The following is a 24,261-nucleotide window of genomic DNA, read 5'->3' as shown; positions in this document are numbered from 1 at the left end:
ATTACTCCGTTTTATTTTCTGAGACGCCATCATCCTGCGATGGCGCCATGTGTTTGCCGGGTATCTGACAGGCACTTGCCTGCGGTACCAGACTGATTTCGACACGGCGGTTAAGCGCACGCCCTTCCGGGGTGTCGTTGGTTGCGACAGGGCGGCTTTCGCCATAGCCCTGCACCGCAAAACAGCTTTCCGGCACGTCGCCGGTGTCACGCATCCAGCTGCGCACCGCTTCGGCACGTTTCAGAGACAACGTCTGGTTTAGTTGCGGATTGCCGGTGTTATCGGTATGCCCTGACACGACAATCAGCCAGCCGGGCTTCGCTTTGATGCCAACCAGTGAATTCACCAGCATTTTGGTGGAACCCGCCTTCAGCTCGAACTTGCCGGAATCGAACAGTGACATGCTGTCGAGCCTCACAATTTTCGGCACCGGTTTTGGGGTTGGCTGCGGTTTAGGAGGCGGCGGCATATACGAGCGGATCGCTTCCAGAAGGGGCATCCGTAGACGTTCCCCCTGATAAAGCCCCAGACCCAGTCGGGCCGGTACGCCGTTACGTGCATAGTCATCCAGCAGCGCCGCATTCTCACGAAGGGCCGCTACGGCGCTAGCCTTCGGGCCGTAGTCATCCATGGAGAGGCTGTCATAACGGGCTATATCGAAGCTCACGCGATGCAGCAGCTGGCGATTGTTCCAGCCACTGCTGAGCAGCGCGGCGATGGTCGCCAGTGTGAAAAGGCCAAGGGCACAGCGCCAGGTGCGGGCCCCGGGAGTGAGTCCACTTCTCTCCGGTAGCAGCGGCAGGATGAAATCCGGTAAGGGTGAGATCACCGTACTGTCCGTCCCCCTGGGCTGCCAGCCGGTCACCTGCTGCATGGCAGTATGACGCGATAACCACGCCGTCCAGGCTGATGATGCAAGGCTTCCGGCAAGAATCGGTCCCATTCCCCACAGCAGCGCTGCAGGTGCAATGGCCGGAACATCAGGATTATCATCGATGAATACCGCCTGGACATGCTGATGGAACCACCTCATCAGGCTGTTCATCAGCACCTGCTGCTGCATCACAGGCGCACCGCCAGTGGAGACCCACGCGGCAATTGAACAAGGCGCACTCGACTCACGCCAGACGGTCCACCCTTCACCCGGCATAGCGGCCTGCCAGAGCATGTCATCCGTCATCGCGCTGCCGATCTGACCATTCAAAATCAATGGCACAGAATGTCCTGTTTCTTTACGCAACTGGCTGATTTGCCAGCGCAGAGCCAGCAGACGACTTGTCAGGGCTTCACTGTCAACGTGTTTCTGCGGGCAGACACTGACCATCACTGACATCTGACGTCCCCAGTCCGGACGCTGCCACAGTACCTGACGGGCAACCTGCTCCAGATCCTGATGATCCTCAACGCGGATCCAGCATCCCTGCGTGACGATGAGTACTGCTGACTGCTGAGGCCAGGTCAGCGGCAGATCGCCACAAACCAGCACCACGGGCTGACGGTAAGTGGCTTCAGGAAGGTCATCCAGAAGCAGGGTGACGTCATGCTCCGCACAAGGTTTGGCGATATACCAGGACACGATGATGAATCCGAGCATCACCAGCAGAACGAGCACTGAAGCCAGCCGGGATACCGGCAGAAAAGCCAGACAGACCACTGCGCTCAGCAGGGCTGCCCACAGCGCAAGCCCGCGCTGTTGTGCAGGACTCATTTTATGGCTCCCGGCAGCAGGGTCAGCAGCATCTGATCGAGCCAACGATCCAGTCCCCACCAGAGCGCGGCAAGAACAATCACGCATAGTCCAATACGTGCAGGCCATGATGCGAGCCATCCGCCCATTCCCCACCCGGCACGGCTTTCTGCCAGAACAGGGTGGGTCTGCGGATAGCTGAACGGCGCGACATGTTCACTGAGCGCGCTGACCAGCTTCTGGCGTTCAGGATCGTTCAGCGAGCGGAAACTTCCCAGAAATCCAAGCATCATTACCCGCTGGAAGCAGGTCAGTACGGCATTGTCTGGTGCAGGTTCACGCAGGACATCGCGCATTCTGTCGCACAGGGTGTCGCCGGCGTCCATCGTGCCGAGGAAGTGTCCCTGCAGGGGAATGTCATACCACTGCACACAGGCGTCATCCTCCACACCTCGTCCTTTGACCGCCTCGTCAAGCAATGCACATTGTGCAGTGAGGATATGCTCACAGCTGGCTTCGTCGAGTTCACTCGCTTTCAGTTCGCGCTGAACGCGCTCCACGTCAGCGATACAGCGCTCCCACAAAATCCGACCTTCACCTTCCTGAAACTGCGGTCCATGGCGAAGGCTAATGACCTGCAGCCAGGTATCCTGCAGCAGGGCGTCAATATCAACAGATACGGCAGCGCCGTGTTTACGTTCACTCATGTTCTCAGTACCGCAAAGAGTTCAAGTTCAGGCTCGCCCAGCATGCCCGGGACGTAAAACATACACGACCCACTTTGGAGCATCTCAGTCGCCAGAGGATGGGAGAGATCGAGACTGAAATACTGATTTTCCAGGCGCAGCGGAATGGCGGCTGGTACATGGCGCAATGGCATCAACGGCACGCCCACGCGGGAAGAGTTGACGATCCCCCGCACATGGTCAGGACTGCCCACCTTACACTGACGCGGGAACTGTTCCTGCAGTTGCGCTACCGGGATCGGCGAGCGAACAGAGAGATAGTAATCAGCCCCTTCGCGCAGACGCGGGTCATGCAGTCGAGCCTGCCAGAAGTGCAGCCGTGGGTCATAGTCGAGTGACAGGGCCACCACGCGGGACGGTAAGCTGGCTTCAAGCAGATCGCCAAGCAAATCGAACAGCGGCGGAAAAACTGTATTGAGTTGCTCGTGGTGCCAGATCGGTATAGCGCTCACCTGATGTTCCAGAGAGAAAGTCAGCAGGCTCCCTGCCAGTCGAGAAAGTTCCGGATAAAGCCGCTCCGGCGGGCTTTGCAGGTTCCGCTGGAACTGGCCAAGCACGGGCTCAGCGCTGTTCAGCGCGTTGAGCAGCCAGAACAGTGATACATCGGCCACGGCGAAGTCTGCCATTCGTTCATTGCTTTCACGCCGCATCGCCATTAGACGGCACAGACGGGCCCGCAGTTGAGTCATGAGTTGTTCAAGCTGGGTAACCAGCCAACGGCTGCCCTGGAGAGTCAACAGTGGAGGAAGAAACGTCTCATCTAATTGCCATGTACCCTGCGAGTCTTGCTGCAGTCGGGCGACCGGACAAATCAGGTAATCGCTGTTGTTCTGACGCGCAAAACGCAGGGTCAGTTCGGGCTGCATTACGGCAATCTGACGGGTGTCATCTCCATAGGCATTGCGCACATCCCGCCAGCGCTGACGATATCGCACCGGACGCTCGGCTACTTCTTCGGGTTTCAGACAGTTGCCGCCGTTCGACCGCAGTAGTGGGAGTGCCAGTACCACCGTCACCTCCTGCGATTCGCTTTCAAGCGACAGGACCGGAGGCAGAGTATCGGCATTATCTGTATCAATCAGCGTACCGTCCTGAAAACGGACATGCAGATGATGGGCCTGCAGACGTCCAAGCCTGAGAGCTTCCGGTTCGAAGGTGGCATTAATTACCCCCCATGGACAGGAGAGGCCCAGCCGGGCAATACATTCGGCAGACCAGGCCGCATACGCGACCTGTTGCTGAAAATGCTGGGGAGAGACCATAATGCCCCTACCCCATAACGGTTGTTCCGTTTTCATCGGCTTCCTGCCTGTTTTTACGATTTCGCTTTCGGCATCTGGGAAACCAGCGACAGATTGACGTCCATGCCCTCCACCTGGAAGTGCGGAACGGCGTACAGCTTCACGCGGAAGAAGCCCGGGTTGTCTTCGATGTCTTCCACTACCACCTTCGCGTCGCGCAGCGGGTGAGAAGCCTGCAACTCGTCGCCCGGATCGGTCATTTCGGTCACCAGGCTGCGGACCCACGTGTTCAGCTCCAGTTCAAGCAGTCGGCGGTCCTTCGTGGTACCAATGTTCTCGCGCTGAATCAGCTTCAGGTAGTGGGCGATACGTGACAGCAGGAAGATGTACGGAAGACGGGCGTTGATGCGGCTGTTCGCCGTCGCATCAGCGGTGTCATACAGCGCCGGTTTCTGAGTGGAGTTGGCTGAGAAGAAGCACGCGTAGTCGCGGTTTTTGTAGTAGGACAAAGGAATGAAGCCCAGATTCGCGAATTCGAATTCGCGGGTTTCGGGAATCATCACTTCGCTCGGGATTTTTACCTGGTTGCCGGTACCGAGATCGTACAGATGGATAGGCAGGTCCTGAACCGCACCACCAGCCTGCGGGCCACGGATTTGTACACACCAGCCATTATTGATAAAGCTGCGCACCATATTGGACGCGAAGGCAAACGATGCATTGGTCCACAGGTATTTGTCGTGATCGGGACCTTTGACTTCTTCGACATAGTTGAAGCTGCGAACCGGAACGGTGTCCGGGCCATACGGTAAACGTCCCAATACGCGCGGCATGACCAGGCCGATGTAGCGAGCGTCATCAGTATCGCGGAACGATTTCCACTTGATGTACTCTGCGCGGTCAAAATAATTACCAATATCTTTAATCGCCGCGACGTCTTCCATGGACTCTTTAAGGAAGAATTTCGGGCCTGCTGAGCCGATAAACGGCATATGTGCAGCAGCGGATACCTTAGAGATGTTGCGAAGCAGAGCGATATCCTGCGCTGAAGCATCAAACTCGTAAGCGGAAATCAGTGCCGCAATCGGCTCGCCGCCTGGAGTATCATATTCATCAATGTAGGTGTGTTTATACAGACCACTCTGGATGATTTCCGGGGTATCTTCAAAGTCCTGCCGCAGGTCTTCTTTGGACATACTCAGAAGCTCAATTTTCACGTTCTGGCGAAAATCTGTTTTATCAATCAGTGATTTCACCCCACGCCACAGGCTTTCGACCGCCTGAAACTCGTCATGGTGCATAACCGCGTCCAGCTGGCGGCTGATCTGGTAATCGAGCTCAGCGATGTGATGATCGATAAGGCTTTTATCCAGTTTTTCGACCTTCGCGCCTGCTTTGGTCAGACATTCCAGAAAAACCTGCATACCTGCAGTCAGACGCTCATCAGCGGTTGCATCTGACATCGCCTGCGCATCTTGCCAGAGGTCTAACGCGCTCAACTCGGAGACAGGATTGAGATTGATTTTCTCAAACAGGGAGGCGTAAACCCCACCCGCAGCAGGACGTTCCAGCACCACGCTTTCACTACCGGCAATATTATTTTGTACAGACATGAGCATTCCTTGTTTAATCCGTTAAAACAGCGTGATGGTTACGATTTTCTTGATGCCAGTGCGGATAGTTCGTTTCGCAGTTCAGCACTAAGGGACTGGTCCAGGAGGATTTTTTCCAGCTCTTTTCGGAAAGTCTGGTTATCCAGCAAATTGGCCTTCAGATCGCGAAGCAAGTTGCGCATCGCCAACATCGCCTTCAGCTGCGGTATCTGAGCAGCCACCTGCTCTGGCGTGAAATCTTTCATGCTCTGGAAAGTCAGCTGAACATTTTCCTCACCACCATCATCAGAGAGCGTATTTTTAACGGTTAGATTAAGTTTTGGGGAGTATTCAGAAAGAACACTGTCGAAATTATTTTTCGTGATGTTAACTTTCTCACGCTCAGATATTTGAGCAGACTCTTGTCCATTACTGAAATCACCCGCAACCAGTAATTTCAGCGGTAATTCCATTTTCTTGCTTGCCCCGCCTGTATGCAGGTCAAGCTTCAGGTTAATACGTGCCTTAGGCACCTCATTCTGAAAACTGTCAGCCATCTCATCATCCCTCTTTGTTTTTGCTACGCCAACTTCACGGTATCGTTCTTGATGCGCAATATTAGAATAATGATCGATGCAAAATCAAATACACAGATCATTTATCCGTAATGAGAAATTTCTTAAGAATTTTCCACTATTATATTATTACGGATTATCCGTTCAGCTCAGGGAAAGACACTGCTTTTTTCACGCAAAGCGAATATTTGTACCGTAAGAAGGATCGCAGCCAGAGAGATGCTAATAAAACCATCTTGTTTTGATTTGCATCACAACATGATATTAAAAAAAGATGAAGGAACGGCAACAGGTTATTGCAAGCAGATAAATGACAGAGGTTAATGAATGAAGAAGAGTGACGAATTGATTGATAACATGAATAATAAATAAGAATTTTCACAAAGAAAATTCTTATTTATTATTCGAAGGAAAATAAAATGTAGATGCGGGTCCGAAAATAAACACTGCTGCTCTTTTGTCGGCCCACTCCTCCTTGCGCAAAGACTTCAGTTCTCCTCTCAGGCATGAGAACTGCTCTCCCTTCTGGAGTTTATACAGTGTAAAATCAAACACCTCCCGGATCGCCGCTTTTTTAATCAAAAACGAGTAATAGCACATATCGTATAACGGTGCTACATTACGCCGCCCGCCCAAATCAGCAGTGGCCAGGCAACGCCGCCGTAAAGTTCGGTAAAGCCTGCAACCATCACCTTGAAGAACGGTCTTATCGGCACGTCGTATCGCAAACTCTGCGCTACCTTTACAGGCTTCACATAGGTTCTACTATTTTGTCTCAATCCAAATTTCAACGTGCGTTTTTACACCCGCGTTACTGGTTTACATGGTTTGGCCTTGGCGTACTCTGGTTGCTGGTTCAACTTCCGTACCCTGTCCTGCGCTTGCTGGGGTCAAAACTGGGCAGCGCTTCCCGCGTTTTCCTGAAACGTCGCGAATCCATCGCGCGTAAAAATATTGAGCTTTGTTTTCCGCAGTACAATGCAGAGGAGCGTGAGAAACTCATCGCTGAAAACTTCAAGTCTATCGGCATGGCGCTGCTTGAAACCGGCATGGCATGGTTTTGGCCAGATGAACGTGTCCGCAAATGGTTTGACGTGGAAGGCCTGGATAACCTTAAACGCGCGCAGATGCAAAAACGCGGCGTGATGGTCGTCGGCGTTCACTTTATGTCGCTGGAGCTGGGCGGCCGCGTGATGGGGCTTTGCCAGCCAATGATGGCAACCTACAGACCGCACAACAGTGCGCTTATGGAATGGGTGCAGACGCGAGGCCGTATGCGTTCCAATAAGGCGATGATCAGCCGTAATAACCTGCGCGGTATGGTCGGTGCTCTCAAGAAAGGAGAAGCCGTCTGGTTTGCACCCGATCAGGATTATGGACGTAAAGGCAGCAGCTTTGCGCCTTTCTTTGCGGTGAAAGACGTTGCTACGACTAACGGCACCTTTGTCATTTCGCGTCTGTCTGGTGCCTCCATGCTGACCGTGACGATGGTGAGAAAAGCAGATAAGTCAGGCTACCGCCTGCACATCTCCCCGGAAATGGCTAACTATCCGGAAAACGAGTGCGAAGCGGCAGCGTTTATCAATAAAGTCATCGAAACTGAAATCATGCGCGCGCCAGAGCAATATCTGTGGATGCATCGTCGTTTCAAAACCCGCCCTCTTGGCGAAGCCTCGCTCTATATTTAGCCCTTCATGAAGGTTAGTTTCGCTAAGAAACTAACCTTTTCAATCACCTGTCTTCCCGCTGAGTAACTGTCTTTCAATGCGTCGCCCAAAGTGAATTTATTGCGAAGTGAAATCAAACTGTCGCCGTTCCACGACACTCGTAAGTGACGGAAATTATTTAAAAAAATCCCTCTTGTCACCCCTCATTTTTAAGCGTACATTAGCGCCGTCTGGCAACAGGAAAGCACAGAATTCTGAGCTGGAGTTAACGGCATAACGGGAAAATTCTCATTTCCGTTTTGACCGGATTTCAGTTCTCTATAATCAGGTGGACTCTGTTTTTAAATGCGTACCACAAGATACGCGGAGCGATGAAACGTGAAATATTTCTTTATGGGCATTTCGGTGATTGTTTTAGTCTGGGCCGGAACCTTTGCCCTGATGATCTAGTGAAGAACATGCAGTCAAAAAAACAGGAGCCATCGGCTCCTGTTTTTTTATGTCATGACGACGCGGGATGTTCAGCGACGCTCTTTGAGGTCAGAAGACCGTCGGCCCGGAACATACTCTTGATGCCCCTCACCGCCTGACGAATACGGTCGCTGTTTTCAATCAGGGCAAATCGCACATGGGTGTCGCCATAATCACCGAATCCAATGCCAGGCGAGACACACACCTTTGCATCCTGAAGCAGCTTTTTAGCAAACTCCAGCGATCCCATCGCCGCATAGGGCTCCGGAATTTTTGCCCAGACGTACATAGACGCCTTCGGCATTTCCACCATCCAGCCCGCTTCATGCAACCCTTTTACCAGCACGTCGCGGCGGCGCTTATACTGGGCGGCAATCTCGTGGACGCACTGCTGGTCGCCTTCCAGGGCAGCGATAGCGGCGACCTGCAGCGGCGTGAAGGTACCGTAGTCGTGGTAACTCTTAATGCGCGCCAGGGCACTCACCAGCGTTTTGTTACCCACCATAAAGCCAATACGCCAGCCCGCCATGTTGTAGCTTTTCGACAGGGTGAAGAACTCTACCGCCACATCACGCGCGCCCGGGACCTGCATAATCGACGGAGCTTTCCAGCCGTCATAGACGATATCTGCATAGGCTAAATCGTGAACCACCAGCACGTCATAACGCTTGGCCAGCGCAACCACTTTCTCGAAGAAATCAAGCTCCACGCACTGCGCCGTTGGGTTCGACGGGAAACCGAGGATCATCATCTTGGGTTTCGGATAGCTTTCGCGAATCGCACGTTCCAGTTCGTTAAAGAAATCGACACCTTCCACAAGCGGCACAGAACGGACCTGCGCCCCGGCAATCACCGCGCCGTAGATATGAATCGGGTAGCTTGGATTAGGGACCAGCACCGTGTCGCCATGATCCAGCGTGGCCAGCATCAGGTGTGCCAGCCCCTCTTTCGAGCCGATGGTGACAATCGCTTCACTTTCCGGATCGATATCAACCTGATAGCGATCCTGATACCAGCGCGAGATCGCGCGACGTAACCTGGGAATACCGCGAGAGGTCGAGTAGCCGTGCGTATCCGGGCGCTGGGCAACCGTGCAGAGCTTTTCAACGATATGCGGTGGCGTTGGGCCGTCAGGGTTACCCATGCTGAAATCGATAATATCTTCGCCGCGCCGACGCGCAGCCATTTTCAGTTCAGCAGTGATATTGAAAACATAAGGGGGGAGACGATCGATACGCGTAAAACGGCGTTCAGGACTGAATTCAGCCATAGATTCCTCAGATTAACGTTAGCGCCCGGACCGTCCGAGCGACGCTGCCACTGATGTGGCATGACTAGAAAATAACCTGAAAAAAATCATGCTGTCGAGAGGGAAATAAAAAAAAAGCGATCGACTAAAAAGCGGAACCCGGCTGCGCCTAAAAGCGGAAGCCCCTGTTTCGGGAACGGCTGTCTGATAGCTGTTATTTAACAGGATGATATCAAACCAGTTACCTGACGATGCGCCGATAAGAAAAAAACAGGACGCCTCGGTCATCGCCAGATAATCCCCTTTCAAAATTATGGTTTTTCCTCATTTGATAAACCTGACGGATAGCTGGTCAATACGCGCCAGGTTTTTTATCATGGTTCTTTCCCGTTTTCCCAGGTCTACTCGTGCACGAAATATTCACTATGCTGCTGGCGGTTTTTGACCGTGCGGCATTAATGCTGATTTGCCTGTTCTTCCTCATTCGCATTCGCCTGTTTCGCGAGCTGCTGCACAAATCAGCCCACTCGCCAAAAGAGCTGCTGGCCGTTACCGCCATCTTTTCGCTGTTCGCCCTGTTCAGCACCTGGTCCGGCGTGCCGGTAGAGGGTTCGCTGGTTAACGTGCGCATTATCGCCGTCATGTCCGGCGGGATTTTGTTTGGTCCGTGGGTGGGCGTCATCACCGGTCTGATTGCCGGGACGCACCGCTATCTGATTGATATCGGTGGCGTAACGGCGGTGCCGTGCTTTATCACCAGCATTATCGCCGGGGTGCTTTCCGGCTGGATCAGCCGCAAAATCCCGAAAAAACAGCGCTGGCGTGCCGGGATCGTCGCAGGCATGGTGTGCGAAACGCTGACCATGATCCTGGTCGTCGTCTGGGCCCCCACCACCGCGCTGGGGCTGGATATCGTCTCGAAAATCGGTATTCCGATGATCCTGGGCAGCGTGTGCATCGGTTTATCGTGCTGCTGGTGCAAAGCGTTGAAGGGGAAAAAGAGGCCAGCGCCGCCCGTCAGGCCAAGCTGGCGCTGGATATCGCCAACAAAACGCTGCCTCTCTTCCGCCACGTTAACGCGGAATCGTTGCGTCAGGTCTGCGAGATCATTCGCCATGACATCCACGCTGACGCCGTCGCCATCACCAATATTGACCACGTGCTGGCCTACGTTGGCGTCGGGGAGCACAACTATCGCGACAACGATGACACCATAAGCCCGACCACCAGACAGGCGATTAACTACGGTAAAATCATTATTAAAAACAATGATGAAGCCCACCGAACGCCGGAAATTCACTCGATGCTGGTCATCCCGCTGTGGGAGAAAGGCGTCGTGACGGGCACGCTGAAAATTTATTACTGCCACGCGCATCAGATCACCTCGACGCTGCAGGAGATGGCCATCGGCCTGTCGCAGATAATCTCCACCCAGCTTGAGGTTTCGCGCGCGGAACAGCTGCGCGAGATGGCAAATAAGGCAGAACTGCGCGCGCTGCAGAGTAAAATCAATCCCCATTTCCTGTTTAACGCGCTGAACGCTATCTCCTCGTCCATTCGCCTTAATCCGGACACCGCGCGCCAGCTGATTTTTAACCTGTCGCGCTATCTGCGCTACAACATCGAGCTGAAAGATGACGAGCATATCGACATCAAAAAAGAGCTGTATCAGATCAAGGACTACATCGCTATTGAGCAGGCCCGCTTTGGCGACAAGCTCACGGTCATTTACGATATTGATGAAGAGGTCAACTGCGTGATCCCGAGCCTGCTTATTCAGCCGCTGGTCGAAAACGCGATTGTTCACGGTATTCAGCCCTGTAAAGGCAAAGGCGTCGTCACCATTAGCGTCACCGAAAGCGGCAACCGGGTGCGGATTGCCGTGCGCGATACCGGCCACGGGATTGATCCAAAAGTCATTGAGCGCGTGGAGTCTAACGAGATGCCGGGGAATAAAATCGGTCTGCTGAACGTGCACCACCGGGTCAAGCTGCTTTACGGCGACGGTCTGCATATTCAACGTCTTGAGCCGGGCACCGAAATTGCTTTTTACGTCCCGAATGAGCGCTCGCGCGCGCATACGACGACATCACTGTTGCCCCAGGTGGAGTAACCCATGAAAGTTATCATCGTAGAGGATGAATTCCTGGCTCAGCAGGAGCTCACCTGGCTTATCAAAACCCACAGCCAGATGGAGATTGTGGGCACGTTTGATGATGGACTGGACGTGCTGAAATTTTTGCAGCATAACCGGGTCGACGCCATTTTCCTGGATATCAATATCCCGTCGCTGGATGGCGTATTGCTGGCGCAAAACATCAATCAGTTTGCCCATAAGCCGTTTATCGTTTTCGTTACCGCCTGGAAAGAGCACGCGGTAGAGGCCTTCGAGCTGGAGGCGTTTGACTATATTCTTAAGCCTTATCAGGAGTCGCGGATTGTCAGCATGCTGCAAAAGCTGGAGGCCGCCTGGCAGCAGCAGACCGCTCCCGCTAGCGCCACCCCAACGGTACGCGAAAACGACACCATTAATCTGGTCAAAGACGAGCGCATCATCGTGACGCCGGTTAACGATATCTATTACGCCGAAGCGCACGAAAAGATGACGTTTGTCTATACGCGGCGGGAATCGTACGTGATGGCGATGAACATTACCGAATTCTGCAGCAAGCTCCCGGCTGCCCACTTTTTCCGCTGCCACCGGTCGTTTTGCGTGAATTTAAATAAGATCCGCGAGATCGAACCGTGGTTTAACAACACCTACATTTTGCGTCTGAAGGATCTGGATTTTCAGGTGCCGGTAAGCCGCAGCAAGGTGAAAGAGTTTCGTCAGCTGATGCACCTGTAAAGAAAAGGCCCTCTCCTGCGGGAGAGGGCTCTGCATCAGAGGATTTGACCGAGAACCTGACGCAGATGGGCCCCGGAACCCAGCAGCCCCGGGTTGTCATGCACGATCAGATAAACCGGAATGTCCTGCACGTAGCTTCTGAAACGCCCTTTATCTTCAAACCCGCCGCGGAAGCCCGAGGCTTTAAAGAAGTCGAGGAAGCGCGGTACGATCCCGCCCGCGATATAGACTCCACCGAAGGTGCCCAGCGTCAGCGCCAGGTTGCCGCCGAAACGTCCCATGATCACGCAGAACAGCGACAGGGCACGACGACAGTCAATGCAGCTGTCCGCCAGCGCGCGTTCGGTGACGTCTTTCGGCTGCAGGTTTTCCGGCAGACGGCCGTCTGATTTCACAATCGCCCGATACAGGTTCACCAGCCCCGGACCTGAAAGGACGCGCTCGGCGGAGACATGGCCGATCTCAGCGCGTAACTCTTCGAGGATAATCCCCTCTTCTTCGCTGTTTGGCGCAAAGTCTACGTGGCCGCCTTCACCCGGCAGGCTCACCCAGCGCTGAGCAACATGCACCAGATGCGACACGCCGAGGCCTGTACCGGCCCCGTAAACCGCAATCGGCTTGCCTTCGACCGGTTCAGCGCCGCCAAACTGGATCAGATGCTCTGGCTTCAGCATTGGGATCGCCATGGACACCGCGGTAAAGTCATTGATGATTTCAAGATGGGAAAAACCGAGGTTTTTTTTCATCTCGGCGATAGAGAATGCCCAGGTATGGTTGGTCATTGCGACCCAGTCGCCGGTTATCGGGCAGGCAATCGCGATGCAGCCGTCTTCAACGCTCACCTGATGCTCTTCCAGATAGACGCGGACAACGTCCTCAAGGCTTGGATAATCCAGCCCGGAATAGGTTTTCGCCCGGGAAATCTCACCGCTATTAACATCGCACAATGCGAGGCGCGCGTTCGTGCCGCCCACATCACCTACCAAAGCATACTTTGTCATTCTTCTACTGCTCCGCTAAAGTCAGAATAAATCTTTGGGACACTGTAAATTCAAGGCGTGATAACAACAACGGCCATAAGGTGAATGCCCATGGATTATCGATCTTCGTCACAGAATAACTTTACCGTTTCAGCACCTTTTGCACTATTGCCATAAAGCTTAATGTGCAAAGTAACGTAATGCCGTTTTGTACAAGGAAATCATCATGCTCCACCCGCGAGCCAGAACCATGCTGTTGCTGGCAATTCCGGCGCTAATTATTGGCGTGGCCTCAAGTCTGGTGCTCATTGTCGTGATGAAAGTCGCGTCGGTGCTGCAAGCCATGTTATGGACAGCGCTTCCGACAAAACTGGGGGTCAATGCTGATTCCCCTGCCTGGATCGTTGTGATGCTGACGTTAACCGGTATTGCGGTAGGCCTGGTGATCCGTTTCAGTCCCGGCCATGCCGGCCCCGATCCGGCGCAGGAACCGCTGATTGGCGCCCCGGTTCCCCCTTCGGCACTGCCCGGACTGCTCATTGCGTTGATTATCGGTCTGGCCGGCGGCGTCAGCCTGGGGCCGGAGCATCCGATTATGGCGGTGAATATTGGCCTGGCGGTTTTCCTCGGTTCACGCATTTTGCCCCGCGTCGGCGCGCTGGACTGGACCATCCTCGCCTCCGCAGGCACCATCGGGGCACTTTTCGGCACGCCTGTCGCTGCCGCACTGATCTTTTCTCAGACGCTCAGCAGCAATAACGACGTCCCGCTGTGGGATAAACTCTTTGCTCCGCTGATGGCAGCAGCCGCTGGCGCGCTGACGACCAGCCTGTTTTTCCATCCCCACTTCTCACTCTCTCTCCCCCACTACGGCCAGATGCAGATAGCCGATATTTTCAGCGGCGCCATCGTCGTCGCGATCGCCATCGCGCTGGGAATGGTAGCGGTATGGTGTCTTCCTCGCCTGCACCGCCTGATGCATAAACTCAAACACCCGGTGTTAGTTCTGGGGGCTGGTGGTTTGATCCTCGGTATTTTAGGGGCAATCGGCGGGACGGTGACGTTGTTCAAAGGTCTGGATGAGATGCAGCAGCTGGCCTTCAGCCAGGTGTTTAGCGTCTCCGACTATCTGCTGTTTGCCGTGATTAAGCTGGCCGCGCTGGTGGTGGCTGCAGCCTGCGGTTTTCGCGGTGGACGCATCTTCCCGGTGGTCTTTGTCGGTGTAGCGCTGGGGCTGATGTTGCACGAACACGTCGATGCGGTGCCTGCGGCCATTACCGTCTCCTGCTCTATTCTGGGGCTGGTTCTGGTGGTCACGCGTGACGCCTGGCTCAGCCTGTTTATGGCGGCGGTAGTGGTACCCGATTCGACGCTTTTCCCCCTGCTCTGTATCGTGATGTTGCCCGCCTGGCTCCTGCTGGCGGGCAAACCGATGATGATGGCCTGGCGAAACGACAAGTAATCAGGCGCTATTGCGCGCTTCCAGCGCTTTAGTAATCGCCCCCAGCAGCGGCGGGATATCGGCTTTCGGCAGCATCACCTCAATTAGCGAGAGCCGCTCGTGGTGCGCCACTTTCTCAAGGACATCCGCCAGCTGCTCCGCTTCACTGACCCGCCAGCACTGGGCCTGAGGATCAAGGCTCAGGGCCTGCGGGATTTGCGTCCAGTTCCATAGCGCAATGTCGTTATATCGCTGTTCCGGCCCGTGGATCGCTCTTTCCACCGTGTACCCTTCGTTGTTAAGGACCAGAATAATCGGGTGTTGTTTATCGCGCAGCATCGAGCCAAGCTCCTGGATGGTGAGCTGCGCTGCGCCATCCCCAGTCAGCACAATCACGCGCCGGTTTGGGCAGGCGGTTTGCGCGCCAAACGCTGCGGCCAGGGTGTAGCCGATCGATCCCCACAGCGGCTGGACGATAAAATTCACATCAGCCGGAAGACGAAGGTCGATCGCGCCGAAGGCCGAGGTGCCCTGATCCGCAAGGATGATGTCTCCAGGGCGGATAAACGTCTGCAACGTTTTCCAGAAATTGTCCTGCGTCAGCGAGCCATCCGGCTGCGGATATTCCATCGCGCTTTGAGACGACGGTACCGGCGCATCGTGCACGTGCAGTTTACACAGCTCTACCAGCGTTTCGATTGCCTGAAGCATGGGGATGCCGGTAAACCAGACGTCACCGACGCGTGACGCATGAGGCTGAACTTCAATTGTTTGTGACGGGGTTAGCTGATGCGTGAAGCCGGCGGTCAGGGTATCGGTAAATCGCGTCCCGATGCACAGCACCGTGTCTGCCCCTTCAATCGCCTCTTTTACCGCACCGGCGCTCGCCGAACCGCTGTAGGTGCCGTAAAAACCGGCGTGACGCTCGTCAAATATGCCTTTACCCATCAGCATGGTGGCGTGTGCCATCGGCACGTCCTTGACCCATTTCTGTAGGGCATGCTTCAGGCCATGGCGCAGGACAAGGAAATCGGCCAGCAGCGCAGTACGCTTGCTCATGGCCAGCCTGTTCTCAGCGGCATCCCGGAACGCCTTCAGGCAGGCGCTATCGGCATGCGCGTGTTTGAGAGTGAGAGCGTTTACAGGAGGCGTGGCGGCTTTTTTTGCCACATCCGCAGGCAGCATCAGATAGCCGGGGCGACGCTCCCGGAGCATGGTAGTTAATACCCGGTCAATCTCATAACAGGCGTTTTGTTCGGTCAGGATCGCCTGTGCAACGGTGATCGGTTCGCTCATATGGTAAAAATGACGAAACTCACCGTCGCCCAGCGTATGGTGCAGCAGCTCCCCTCTTTGCTGTGACGCCGTACCCGGCGCGCCCACAATATGCAGTACCGGAACGTGCTCAGCGTAGCTGCCCGCAATGCCGTTCATCGCACTTAACTCTCCTACGCCAAATGTCGTCAGCAGCGCGGCAAAGCCCTTACATCGGGCGTATCCGTCCGCGGCATAGGAGGCGTTTAACTCGTTGGCACAGCCCACCCAACAGATATCCGGGCTGTCTATCACATGGTCGAGAAACTGCAGGTTATAGTCGCCCGGCACGCCAAACAGATGATCGGCTCCACAATCTGTAAGACGGTCCAGCAGGTAATCGGCGACGCAGTATGGGGTACGCATGAACAGGTATCCTTCTAATGTTGACCTCACCTTGAGTATTAAATAAGCGTGATGACTGTCCAGAATTGGCGATAAGAAGAGCATGGAAAGAATGCTTTACAAAAAAGGCTGCGCTATGCTGCTTTTTTTCGCGTTAATGTAAACGCATACACTGATTTTTTCTTCAGCGCCAGAGGTCATGAGAATGGGTTATCAGCCGGACAAAAATCGTTATCGGACAATGGAGTATCGTCGCTGCGGGCAAAGCGGACTCAGGTTGCCCGCCATCTCGCTTGGGCTGTGGCATAACTTTGGCGACACCACGCTTATCGAAAACAGCCGTCAACTTTTACAGCGCGCGTTCGATCTGGGCATTACGCATTTCGACCTTGCCAACAACTATGGCCCGCCACCGGGATCGGCCGAACGTAATTTCGGTCGTATTTTGCAGGAGGATTTCCTGCCCTGGCGCGACGAGCTGATCGTCTCTACCAAAGCAGGTTATACCATGTGGGATGGCCCTTACGGCGACTGGGGGTCACGCAAATATCTGCTGGCAAGCCTCGATCAGAGCCTGAAGCGCATGGGGCTGGAGTATGTGGATATCTTCTATCATCACCGTCCTGACCCACAAACGCCGCTGCTGGAAACCATGAAAGCGCTTGACCATGCGGTGCGCCAGGGAAAAGCCCTGTACGTCGGGTTATCCAACTACCCTGCAGAACTGGCCCGCAAGGCGATTGATATCCTTGACGATCTCGGTACGCCCTGCCTGATCCACCAGCCGAAATACTCCCTTTTTGAGCGTGCGCCGGAAGAGGGGCTGCTGAACGTGCTGCAGGAAAAAGGGGTCGGCTGCATTCCCTTCTCGCCGCTGGCCGGTGGACAACTGACCAACCGCTATCTGAACGGCATTCCGGCAGACTCACGCGCGGCAAGCGGCAGTCAGTTCCTGAACCCTGACCAGATCACCGAAGAGAAGCTGCAGAAGGTAAGAAAGCTGAACGCCATGGCGGAAGAGCGCGGCCAGAAGCTGTCCCAGATGGCGCTGGCCTGGGTATTACGCCATGAGAACGTGACGTCAGTGCTGATTGGGGCAAGTAAAACGGCCCAGATTGATGATGCCGTGGGGATGCTGGAAAACCGCCATTTCTCTGCGGAAGAACTTGTCCGTATTGACACGATCCTGAACAGCTCAAAATAGAATCACTTTTAGCAAAAAGTGCTCTCGCTCAGGAATTCGGAGTTGAGGCGATGAAACGAGGCTTTACCAACTCGTAATATTGCGTTAACAGGCCCCGCAAGGGCCCCGATCGTGAAGGAGAAAGAGTATGTTCAGGTCACTGATTCTTGCAGCGGTATTACTGGCTTCAGCCCCGCTGATCGCCAATGCGGGCGAAATCACCCTGTTGCCATCAGTAAAATTACAAATTGGCGATCGTGACGACTACGGCAGATACTGGGACGGTGGCTACTGGCGCGACCGTGACTACTGGAACCGTCACTATGAGTGGCGCGGAGACCGCTGGTGGAAACATGATAACGGCAGACACCGCGGCTGGTATAAAGACAACGCGTATGAGCGCGGCTACCGTGAAGGCTGGAACGATCGTGACGACCGTCGCGGCGGCTGGGATCGCGGCGGGAAAGGACGCGGCCACGGTCATGGCCACGGTCACCATTAATGCAAAAAGGAGCCTCCCGGCTCCTTTTTCTTTTAGAGCCCCAATGCGGTGCCAATAAGCAGCCACAGGTTCAGTGCCACTACCACCACCACGATTGCCCACCCGGTCCGTTTCACCAGCGTTGAGTTAACCAGTTCGCCCATCAGGGTTTTGTTGCTGGTAAAGATCAGCAGCGGCACCAGCGCCAGCGCGATACCAAAGCTCAGCAGCACCTGGCTCATGACCAGAATTCTCGTAGGATCAAGCCCCATCAGAATCACGATAAATGACGGGAGCATGGTGACGGAGCGACGAACCCACAGCGGAATATGGAAGCGGACAAACCCCTGCATCACCACCTGGCCTGCCAGCGTGCCCACTACCGTAGAAGAGAGACCGGCAGCCACCAGGCTGAGACCAAATATCGTGGCGGCAGCATGGCTCAGTAAGGGCTCCAGCGTGAGATAGGCCTGGTCGAGATCGGCAATACCGGTGTGGCCGTTAAAGTGGAAAGCGGCGGCTGCGGTAGCCATCATCGCCAGATTGACAAACCCCGCGATGGTCATGGCAATCGCCACGTCCCATTTGGTGGCGGAGTAACGCTCTTTGCGCGTTCCACCATGGAGATGCTGGGTCAGCGAGGAGTGCAGGTAAATCACATGCGGCATGATGGTCGCCCCCAATACCCCGGCGGCCAGGAACACCGCTTCCGAGGTTGGCAGGCTTGGTATTGCCATACCTTTACCGAGCTGCACCAGATTCGGCTGTGAGAAAATCAGCTCGACGATATAGGCCGCCGCGACAAACAGAAGCAGACCGCCGATAACCTTCTCCAGCGGCTTTTGACCCCGACGCTGCAGCATCAGGATCAGGAAAGTGGCAATCCCGGTCAGTACCGCCCCCTGCAACAGCGACACGCCCAGAATCAGCTTAAAGCCGATCGCTGCACCGATAAATTCAGCGAGGTCAGTGGCCATGGCGATAATTTCCGCCTGGACCCAGTAGAGCCAGACGGCCGGACGCGGATAATGGTCGCGAATTTGCTCCGCCAGGTTTTTACCCGTGGCAATCCCCAGCTTTGCTGAGAGCATCTGAATCAGCATCGCCATCAGGTTAGCCCAGACGACCACCCACAGCAGCTGATAGCCGAAGCTGGCCCCGGCCTGAATATTGGTCGCAAAGTTACCTGGATCGATATAGCCAATGGCAGCGATGAACGCAGGTCCCATTAATGCGAACCGCAACTTGCGCGCGGCTCTGCCACTGCTACCCTCTACGCGACTGTTTGTCATTTCTGCCTCTGAAATATAGCCTTTGCTATGTTTAATGCTATCAAAATGAGAATGATTATCAAGATCATTTGTGATGTTTACAGTGATTTCTCTGATAGCTTTGAACGATAGACGGGCGGGTAAGTGGGGCGATCTAACAGAAACTAAAAATCGCGCGCGCTTTTGTGAAGACTAGCACACAAACTTAACTTTTCACTCATTTACCTAACATAACAAAAATGTATTGTGGATCACTATTTTTGAGACTCGTCACAGGATGTAACTATAGTGTGTCCTCGATCTCGTTTTCTTTTCGCTTGTTACATAGAATGTGCACGAAAATTAAACCTGCCTCATATTTGGAGCAAATATGGACCGCGTCCTTCATTTTGTCCTGGCACTTGTTGTCGTTACTGCACTTGCATTGCTGGTCAGCACAGACCGCAAAAAAATTCGTATCCGTTATGTTGTCCAGCTGCTGGTCATTGAAGTTTTACTTGCGTGGTTCTTCCTGAACTCCAACGTAGGCCTCGGCTTCGTGAAAGGCTTCTCCGAAATGTTCGAAAAACTGCTCGGATTCGCCAATGAAGGGACCAACTTTGTCTTCGGTAAAATGAACGACGAAGGTCTGGCGTTCTTCTTCCTGAAGGTTCTCTGCCCTATCGTCTTCATCTCCGCGCTGATCGGTATCCTGCAGCACATCCGCGTTCTGCCGTTCGTTATTCGTGGAATTGGTTTCCTGTTATCCAAAGTGAACGGCATGGGCAAGCTGGAATCCTTCAACGCCGTCAGTTCCCTGATCCTCGGTCAGTCTGAGAACTTCATCGCGTATAAAGATATTCTCGGCAAAATGTCCCGCAACCGCATGTACACCATGGCGGCAACCGCAATGTCTACCGTGTCCATGTCTATCGTGGGCGCGTATATGACCATGCTGGAGCCAAAGTATGTTGTTGCGGCGCTGGTTCTGAACATGTTCAGCACCTTTATCGTTCTGTCGCTGATCAACCCGTACCGCGTTGACGCAAGTGAAGAGAACATTCAGATGTCAAACCTGCACGAAGGCCAGAGCTTCTTCGAAATGCTGGGTGAGTACATTCTGGCGGGCTTCAAAGTGGCGATTATCGTTGCCGCCATGCTGATCGGCTTCATTGCGCTGATTTCTGCGCTGAACGCCCTGTTCGCCGCGGTGCTGGGTATCTCCTTCCAGGGTATTCTGGGCTACATCTTCTACCCGGTTGCCTGGGTGATGGGTGTTCCGGCTCACGAAGCGCTGCAGGTGGGCAGCATCATGGCAACCAAACTGGTTTCTAACGAATTCGTTGCGATGATGGATCTGCAGAAAATTGCCAGCACGCTTTCTCCGCGCGCGGAAGGCATTCTGTCCGTGTTCCTGGTCTCCTTCGCGAACTTCTCGTCCATCGGGATTATCGCGGGCGCGATTAAAGGTCTGAACGAAGAACAGGGCAACGTGGTTTCTCGCTTTGGCCTGAAGCTGGTTTACGGCTCTACGCTGGTGAGCGTCCTGTCTGCTTCTATCGCGGCACTGGTACTCTAACGTTTAGCGTTAAACAAAAACCGGGAGCCTGGCTCCCGGTTTTTTTATGCCCGCAATTCTTCCAGCGGTTTGGGTTTGCCTATCAGGTAGCCCTGCAGGTAATCCACGCCGAAGCGAAGCAGCATCTCGCGCTGCGCCGGTGTTTCGACGTATTCCGCTACGACGCACAGCGATTTCGTCTTCGCCAGATTACACATCGACTGCACGATCATCGCATCCATATCATCGGTACAAATGTCTTTAATAAAGCAGCCGTCAATTTTAATGATGTCTGCCTGCAGGCGTCTGAGGCGCTCGTAGTTGGCGTAGCCGGTACCAAAATCATCTATAGCAATCCGGAAACCGTAATCCCGCAGTTGCTGAATATTGTGGATGCTGCTGCCTGAATTTGAGAAGGCCTGCTCTTCGGTAATCTCAATCACGACGGACTGAGGCGCAACGCCGTAGCGTTCAAAGAGCGCACAAATCTCGGACGCCACCTCTTTTTGCATCAGCGTAAGCGGCATCAGATTAACGGAGAAACGAGCGCCAGCCTGCGTTGAAGGGTGATCGCGCAGCCACAGCAGTAATTTCTCCATGACGCACATATCAAACCGGTGGCTAAGGTTGAACTGGGCAATCAACGGAATAAAGCGGTCAGGAGTGAAGATCTCGCCCTCGCTCTCCATACGCGCCAGAATTTCGTAGTAGCCGCTCCCGTCCGCCTTCTGGATCGGTTGCGCGTATAAATGGAACTGGCCCGCCTCCAGGGCATGCTTAATCCGCGCCAGCATCAGGACTCGCTCTGTCGTTTGCCCTGATGCCGCCTCGAGGCTATTCGTGAGCGCAAGCACGTTGTTTGCTGCTCCGCAGGATTGCTCGGCCAGCCAGCTCAGCTGCCCCAGCGTGTGGTGCAGTTTTTCGCCGTTTTCGACCATTCCCCAGGACGCACCGAATTCAATATCCAGCCCGGTGTTGTTCCAAAAAATCTTACGGCTGTTCAGTCGATCAACCATATGCTGGAGGCGCTCAGCGGTTCCCGGGCCCAGTAATACCAGCACAAGCTCGCTTCCGGGAAGCTGGAAGAGCGTCTCATCTTTTTGCAGGAGAGGCTGCAGCGACGTGGCGATCGTACGTTTGCAATGGACCCGCATCAGGATCCCATAATGGCGGCTCAAAAATTCCAGGTTATCCATACGCAGAATACTCACTTTTGCATCCGGGTGAATCTCAAGATAATCCTCCAGCGCACGAATATTGGGCAATCCGGTCAGCGGATCGGTGAGCGCCCTCCCCTGCCAGCCCCGCTTAAGCCACTCGCTGCGCTGGTAAATGCGCGACATGTAAAGCAGACAGATCGCGAATGAGATAAGCACGGACAGAATAAAAGAGAGCGAATGGCCCGATTCCACCCCGTTAAGGAAATTGTAGTTGTAGGTCAACAGCAGGAGCGCAGATACAGCCCACAGCAGAGAAATCAACGCATAGGTCAGTCGGCTTATCGCTAAGGTAAAAAGAATAAAAATCAGCGGCATCAAATAGCCCGCAATGACGGGAGATTCAAAAGGACCACATAAAATGACGAGAATGAAACTTAATAGCACCAGCCAGGCAAAAATATATAATGAATTCTTGTGAAAAAACACGGGCTTCACGCTTCGTCGCCAGAAACTTATTGCATAACGGGGATTAATTATCATTCTTAACGGGTAATAGAACATCATGGTAAAAATCAATGCCGCGCATATCAGGCTTTGTATATCCACAACGTTATAAATTACCGTCCCTTCGCCGAAAAAGGTCGAAATTGTCACCGGAAAATCAAACAAATAGCCCGCCAAATACATCGACAGCTTAATCCCTATTGGCACCATAAAACCGAGCCAGAATATCCGCAATCCGATGTGCTTGTTAGGGATGGAGTAGCGCCAACGCTTACCCAGCATGATGCGCAGAAGGCCGCACGCCGCGAACAACGCAAAGGTCTGACAGAACAGTAATACTGAATATTGTAGCGGTGCTAAATTTACATAGAATAAATTAGTGACAGTAAAACCTAACAAAATGGGAAGAATAGCCCTGCGCCCAAATAGCAGAATTACCGCCAGCATTACGCTTAAAGGTAACCATGCTAAATAAACGTCGTGACCATTAACAATTGCGCGGGGAGAGAGATAACGGGAGACAGGTACCGCAATCAGGCATAAAGCCAGAGCAATCATAAATATCTTTACATTATTGTAAGTTTTTCTATTCATTAACCTGGGCGTTATTTTCCGAGAGAATTATTGACCGGATGGATAATAGGTTTATTAATTGCGCGAATCAAGTTCAAGTCTATTTTTAGACTGGTTTATTGATGTCGATTGAGGTGAGGTACGGGAATACCTTCTTTTTGATAACAAAATACGGTGGCGGGTGTTACAAACACATAAAAAAAACCCTCGTCTTTTGACGAGGGTTTACAATTTTGGTGGAGCTAAGCGGGATCGAACCGCTGACCTCTTGCATGCCATGCAAGCGCTCTCCCAGCTGAGCTATAACCCCACATGTGACTTTACTGACCGCACTCTGTTGGGTTCAGAGTTTGGTGGAGCTAAGCGGGATCGAACCGCTGACCTCTTGCATGCCATGCAAGCGCTCTCCCAGCTGAGCTATAGCCCCATCGTAAAGCTGTCATGTTGACGGGCGGCATAATATGAATTCCACCGCGGAGTGTCAACGGCAAAATCAATCCCAGCCATTCAATCGCCGAAAAATCATGCAAATGAATCACTTTGCGAGCCTGCTCGCAGTCAGGAGTTAAGCCTGTCACGTTTTCACGTAAAACGGTGCTATAAAATGAGCCGTTAATTAACCCCACTGATATTCAGGAAATTGCATGATCAAGGAACGAATGACGCCAGAAGAGTTAGCCCTCCTCACTGGCTATAGCCGCCAGACCATCAATAAATGGGTACGCAAAGAGGGTTGGATTACATCACCAAAACCAGGTGTCCAGGGCGGGAAAGCTCGCCTGGTACATGTGAACGAAAAAGTCCGTGACTTTATCCGCAGCGCACGTCGGGCAACTGAAACGTCCGAACTGCCAGAAGGCGTCAGTCATGATAGTTCGCTTCACACGCTGCTCCTGACGCTGGCCAATGAAATGACGCCGGAAGAGCAGAAGCAGATGACATCGCTGTTAATGCGGGAAGGGATTACCGGATTGTTGCAACGTTTAGGGATTCGCGATCAGAACTGATATGAAAAAATTACGCAGCAAAATGACCACGGAAGAGCTGGCGGAGAGTTTGGGCGTTGCCAGACAAACGGTTAATCGCTGGATACGCCAGCAGGGATGGAAAACCGAAGGCCTCAACGGCGTGAAGGGTGGTCGCGCGCGGCTCATTCATATTGATGCGCGCGTGAAGGAACATATTATGAGCCTCCCGGCGATCCGTAACCGTCAGGCGGTTTACCATCTCGCTGAGGTCACCGCTTCATACAGTGAACCCTCTTCAAACCTGTCTCCGGGCATTATTGAGACGCTGGAGAGTATGACTCAGCCAGAGCAGAGGCGTCTGGACGCCTTATTGAAACGCGAAGGCATACACGGCTTTCTGACGCGGCTCGGTCTCACGGAATAAGAGG

The 24,261-nt window shown here is 53.6% G+C and carries 20 protein-coding genes, 2 tRNA genes and 1 pseudogene; 10 read left to right on the top strand and 13 right to left on the bottom strand.

What is annotated here, in order from left to right:
- Position 1: 1 nt before the first annotated feature.
- The 6 genes from M2422_RS20660 to M2422_RS20635 all read right to left on the bottom strand — a co-directional run bounded on the left by M2422_RS20660 (position 2) and on the right by M2422_RS20635 (position 6,596).
- On the bottom strand, positions 2-1,708 hold the full coding sequence (locus M2422_RS20660; protein ID WP_064672920.1) for an OmpA family protein: 1,707 nt from the start codon (positions 1,706-1,708) through the stop codon (positions 2-4).
- A complete protein-coding gene (gene tssL, locus M2422_RS20655) occupies positions 1,705-2,394 on the bottom strand; it encodes a type VI secretion system protein TssL, short form (protein WP_064672921.1) in 690 nt (229 codons plus the stop codon). Before tssL ends, M2422_RS20660 begins: the two co-directional genes overlap by 4 nt.
- Positions 2,391-3,731, bottom strand: coding sequence for a type VI secretion system baseplate subunit TssK (gene tssK / locus M2422_RS20650; RefSeq protein ID WP_064672922.1), 1,341 nt, complete (start codon positions 3,729-3,731; stop codon positions 2,391-2,393). Before tssK ends, tssL begins: the two co-directional genes overlap by 4 nt.
- A 17-nt stretch (positions 3,732-3,748) precedes the next feature.
- Complete coding sequence (gene tssC, locus M2422_RS20645; protein ID WP_134211255.1) at positions 3,749-5,293, bottom strand: type VI secretion system contractile sheath large subunit; 1,545 nt, start codon at positions 5,291-5,293, stop codon at positions 3,749-3,751.
- A gap of 32 nt (positions 5,294-5,325) precedes the next feature.
- The gene (gene tssB, locus M2422_RS20640) at positions 5,326-5,823 is read right to left on the bottom strand and encodes a type VI secretion system contractile sheath small subunit (protein WP_033146135.1); all 498 of its coding nucleotides are present in this window, start codon (positions 5,821-5,823) and stop codon (positions 5,326-5,328) included.
- Between the two features lie 632 nt (positions 5,824-6,455).
- Positions 6,456-6,596, bottom strand: a complete 141-nt coding sequence (locus tag M2422_RS20635; RefSeq protein ID WP_162531704.1) for a hypothetical protein — start codon at positions 6,594-6,596, stop codon at positions 6,456-6,458.
- A 12-nt stretch (positions 6,597-6,608) separates the two neighbouring features.
- On the opposite strand from M2422_RS20635, the gene lpxP reads away from it, so the two are divergent.
- A complete protein-coding gene (gene lpxP, locus M2422_RS20630; RefSeq protein WP_024907634.1) occupies positions 6,609-7,529 on the top strand; it encodes a kdo(2)-lipid IV(A) palmitoleoyltransferase in 921 nt (306 codons plus the stop codon).
- Between the two features lie 357 nt (positions 7,530-7,886).
- Complete coding sequence (gene ypdK, locus M2422_RS20625; protein ID WP_099458937.1) at positions 7,887-7,958, top strand: membrane protein YpdK; 72 nt, start codon at positions 7,887-7,889, stop codon at positions 7,956-7,958.
- A gap of 52 nt (positions 7,959-8,010) precedes the next feature.
- Here the strand turns inward: ypdK and alaC are convergent, their stop codons facing one another.
- A complete protein-coding gene (alaC, locus tag M2422_RS20620; RefSeq protein ID WP_023308710.1) occupies positions 8,011-9,249 on the bottom strand; it encodes an alanine transaminase in 1,239 nt (412 codons plus the stop codon).
- A 386-nt stretch (positions 9,250-9,635) separates the two neighbouring features.
- Between alaC and M2422_RS20615 the strand changes: the two are divergent.
- Both M2422_RS20615 and M2422_RS20610 read left to right on the top strand, forming a co-directional pair.
- Positions 9,636-11,341, top strand: a pseudogene (locus M2422_RS20615) (LytS/YhcK type 5TM receptor domain-containing protein).
- A 3-nt stretch (positions 11,342-11,344) separates the two neighbouring features.
- Positions 11,345-12,076 carry a LytTR family DNA-binding domain-containing protein gene (locus M2422_RS20610; protein WP_033146137.1) on the top strand — a complete coding sequence of 244 codons (732 nt, stop codon included), beginning with the start codon at positions 11,345-11,347 and terminating at the stop codon, positions 12,074-12,076.
- Positions 12,077-12,111: 35 nt separating this feature from the next.
- On the opposite strand, the gene glk is transcribed toward M2422_RS20610, so the two are convergent.
- Positions 12,112-13,077: a glucokinase gene (glk, locus tag M2422_RS20605; RefSeq protein WP_064672926.1), complete on the bottom strand. Its 966-nt coding sequence runs from the start codon at positions 13,075-13,077 to the stop codon at positions 12,112-12,114.
- A 205-nt stretch (positions 13,078-13,282) separates the two neighbouring features.
- On the opposite strand from glk, the gene M2422_RS20600 reads away from it, so the two are divergent.
- Complete coding sequence (locus tag M2422_RS20600) at positions 13,283-14,518, top strand: ion channel protein (RefSeq protein ID WP_047060687.1); 1,236 nt, start codon at positions 13,283-13,285, stop codon at positions 14,516-14,518.
- Here the strand turns inward: M2422_RS20600 and ipdC are convergent, their stop codons facing one another.
- Positions 14,519-16,177 carry an indolepyruvate decarboxylase gene (gene ipdC / locus M2422_RS20595; protein WP_033146139.1) on the bottom strand — a complete coding sequence of 553 codons (1,659 nt, stop codon included), beginning with the start codon at positions 16,175-16,177 and terminating at the stop codon, positions 14,519-14,521.
- A 184-nt stretch (positions 16,178-16,361) separates the two neighbouring features.
- Here ipdC and mgrA point away from each other — a divergent pair, with 184 nt between their 5' ends.
- The gene (gene mgrA, locus M2422_RS20590) at positions 16,362-17,360 is read left to right on the top strand and encodes an L-glyceraldehyde 3-phosphate reductase (RefSeq protein ID WP_048980091.1); all 999 of its coding nucleotides are present in this window, start codon (positions 16,362-16,364) and stop codon (positions 17,358-17,360) included.
- A 127-nt stretch (positions 17,361-17,487) separates the two neighbouring features.
- Positions 17,488-17,841 carry a DUF2502 domain-containing protein gene (locus M2422_RS20585; RefSeq protein WP_023308717.1) on the top strand — a complete coding sequence of 118 codons (354 nt, stop codon included), beginning with the start codon at positions 17,488-17,490 and terminating at the stop codon, positions 17,839-17,841.
- 32 nt (positions 17,842-17,873) lie between these two features.
- On the opposite strand, the gene M2422_RS20580 is transcribed toward M2422_RS20585, so the two are convergent.
- Positions 17,874-19,112 carry an Nramp family divalent metal transporter gene (locus M2422_RS20580; protein ID WP_064672927.1) on the bottom strand — a complete coding sequence of 413 codons (1,239 nt, stop codon included), beginning with the start codon at positions 19,110-19,112 and terminating at the stop codon, positions 17,874-17,876.
- Between the two features lie 349 nt (positions 19,113-19,461).
- On the opposite strand from M2422_RS20580, the gene M2422_RS20575 reads away from it, so the two are divergent.
- On the top strand, positions 19,462-20,649 hold the full coding sequence (locus tag M2422_RS20575; protein ID WP_008501591.1) for a NupC/NupG family nucleoside CNT transporter: 1,188 nt from the start codon (positions 19,462-19,464) through the stop codon (positions 20,647-20,649).
- A 44-nt stretch (positions 20,650-20,693) separates the two neighbouring features.
- Here the strand turns inward: M2422_RS20575 and M2422_RS20570 are convergent, their stop codons facing one another.
- The 3 genes from M2422_RS20570 to M2422_RS20560 all read right to left on the bottom strand — a co-directional run bounded on the left by M2422_RS20570 (position 20,694) and on the right by M2422_RS20560 (position 23,292).
- Positions 20,694-22,886: an EAL domain-containing protein gene (locus M2422_RS20570; RefSeq protein ID WP_064672928.1), complete on the bottom strand. Its 2,193-nt coding sequence runs from the start codon at positions 22,884-22,886 to the stop codon at positions 20,694-20,696.
- Between the two features lie 213 nt (positions 22,887-23,099).
- Positions 23,100-23,175: transfer RNA gene (locus tag M2422_RS20565), tRNA-Ala, on the bottom strand.
- Positions 23,176-23,216: 41 nt separating this feature from the next.
- Positions 23,217-23,292 (bottom strand) — tRNA-Ala (locus M2422_RS20560).
- Between the two features lie 217 nt (positions 23,293-23,509).
- Between M2422_RS20560 and M2422_RS20555 the strand changes: the two genes are divergently transcribed.
- Both M2422_RS20555 and M2422_RS20550 read left to right on the top strand, forming a co-directional pair.
- Positions 23,510-23,872, top strand: coding sequence for a YfeC-like transcriptional regulator (locus M2422_RS20555; protein ID WP_033146143.1), 363 nt, complete (start codon positions 23,510-23,512; stop codon positions 23,870-23,872).
- Position 23,873: 1 nt separating this feature from the next.
- On the top strand, positions 23,874-24,257 hold the full coding sequence (locus tag M2422_RS20550; protein ID WP_033146144.1) for a YfeC-like transcriptional regulator: 384 nt from the start codon (positions 23,874-23,876) through the stop codon (positions 24,255-24,257).
- Positions 24,258-24,261: the final 4 nt, after the last annotated feature.

It is taken from the genome of Enterobacter sp. SLBN-59, from assembly GCF_024807915.1.
In the GTDB taxonomy this organism is placed as follows: Bacteria; Pseudomonadota; Gammaproteobacteria; order Enterobacterales; family Enterobacteriaceae; genus Enterobacter; species Enterobacter asburiae_B.
The sequence above is the reverse complement of the archived record's forward strand: the minus strand, read 5'-3'. Positions and strand labels throughout refer to the sequence as shown.

Coding starts and splice junctions, on each gene's coding strand:
- M2422_RS20660 (WP_064672920.1), bottom strand. CDS start 1,708: ATGAGTCCTGCACAACAGCGCGGGCTTGCGCTGTGGGCAGCCCTGCTG.
- M2422_RS20600 (WP_047060687.1), top strand. CDS start 13,283: ATGCTCCACCCGCGAGCCAGAACCATGCTGTTGCTGGCAATTCCGGCG.
- M2422_RS20550 (WP_033146144.1), top strand. CDS start 23,874: ATGAAAAAATTACGCAGCAAAATGACCACGGAAGAGCTGGCGGAGAGT.
- M2422_RS20580 (WP_064672927.1), bottom strand. CDS start 19,112: ATGACAAACAGTCGCGTAGAGGGTAGCAGTGGCAGAGCCGCGCGCAAG.
- M2422_RS20610 (WP_033146137.1), top strand. CDS start 11,345: ATGAAAGTTATCATCGTAGAGGATGAATTCCTGGCTCAGCAGGAGCTC.
- M2422_RS20555 (WP_033146143.1), top strand. CDS start 23,510: ATGATCAAGGAACGAATGACGCCAGAAGAGTTAGCCCTCCTCACTGGC.
- alaC (WP_023308710.1), bottom strand. CDS start 9,249: ATGGCTGAATTCAGTCCTGAACGCCGTTTTACGCGTATCGATCGTCTC.
- M2422_RS20585 (WP_023308717.1), top strand. CDS start 17,488: ATGTTCAGGTCACTGATTCTTGCAGCGGTATTACTGGCTTCAGCCCCG.
- M2422_RS20570 (WP_064672928.1), bottom strand. CDS start 22,886: ATGAATAGAAAAACTTACAATAATGTAAAGATATTTATGATTGCTCTG.
- tssL (WP_064672921.1), bottom strand. CDS start 2,394: ATGAGTGAACGTAAACACGGCGCTGCCGTATCTGTTGATATTGACGCC.
- mgrA (WP_048980091.1), top strand. CDS start 16,362: ATGGGTTATCAGCCGGACAAAAATCGTTATCGGACAATGGAGTATCGT.
- M2422_RS20575 (WP_008501591.1), top strand. CDS start 19,462: ATGGACCGCGTCCTTCATTTTGTCCTGGCACTTGTTGTCGTTACTGCA.
- ipdC (WP_033146139.1), bottom strand. CDS start 16,177: ATGCGTACCCCATACTGCGTCGCCGATTACCTGCTGGACCGTCTTACA.
- glk (WP_064672926.1), bottom strand. CDS start 13,077: ATGACAAAGTATGCTTTGGTAGGTGATGTGGGCGGCACGAACGCGCGC.
- tssC (WP_134211255.1), bottom strand. CDS start 5,293: ATGCTCATGTCTGTACAAAATAATATTGCCGGTAGTGAAAGCGTGGTG.
- tssK (WP_064672922.1), bottom strand. CDS start 3,731: ATGAAAACGGAACAACCGTTATGGGGTAGGGGCATTATGGTCTCTCCC.
- tssB (WP_033146135.1), bottom strand. CDS start 5,823: ATGGCTGACAGTTTTCAGAATGAGGTGCCTAAGGCACGTATTAACCTG.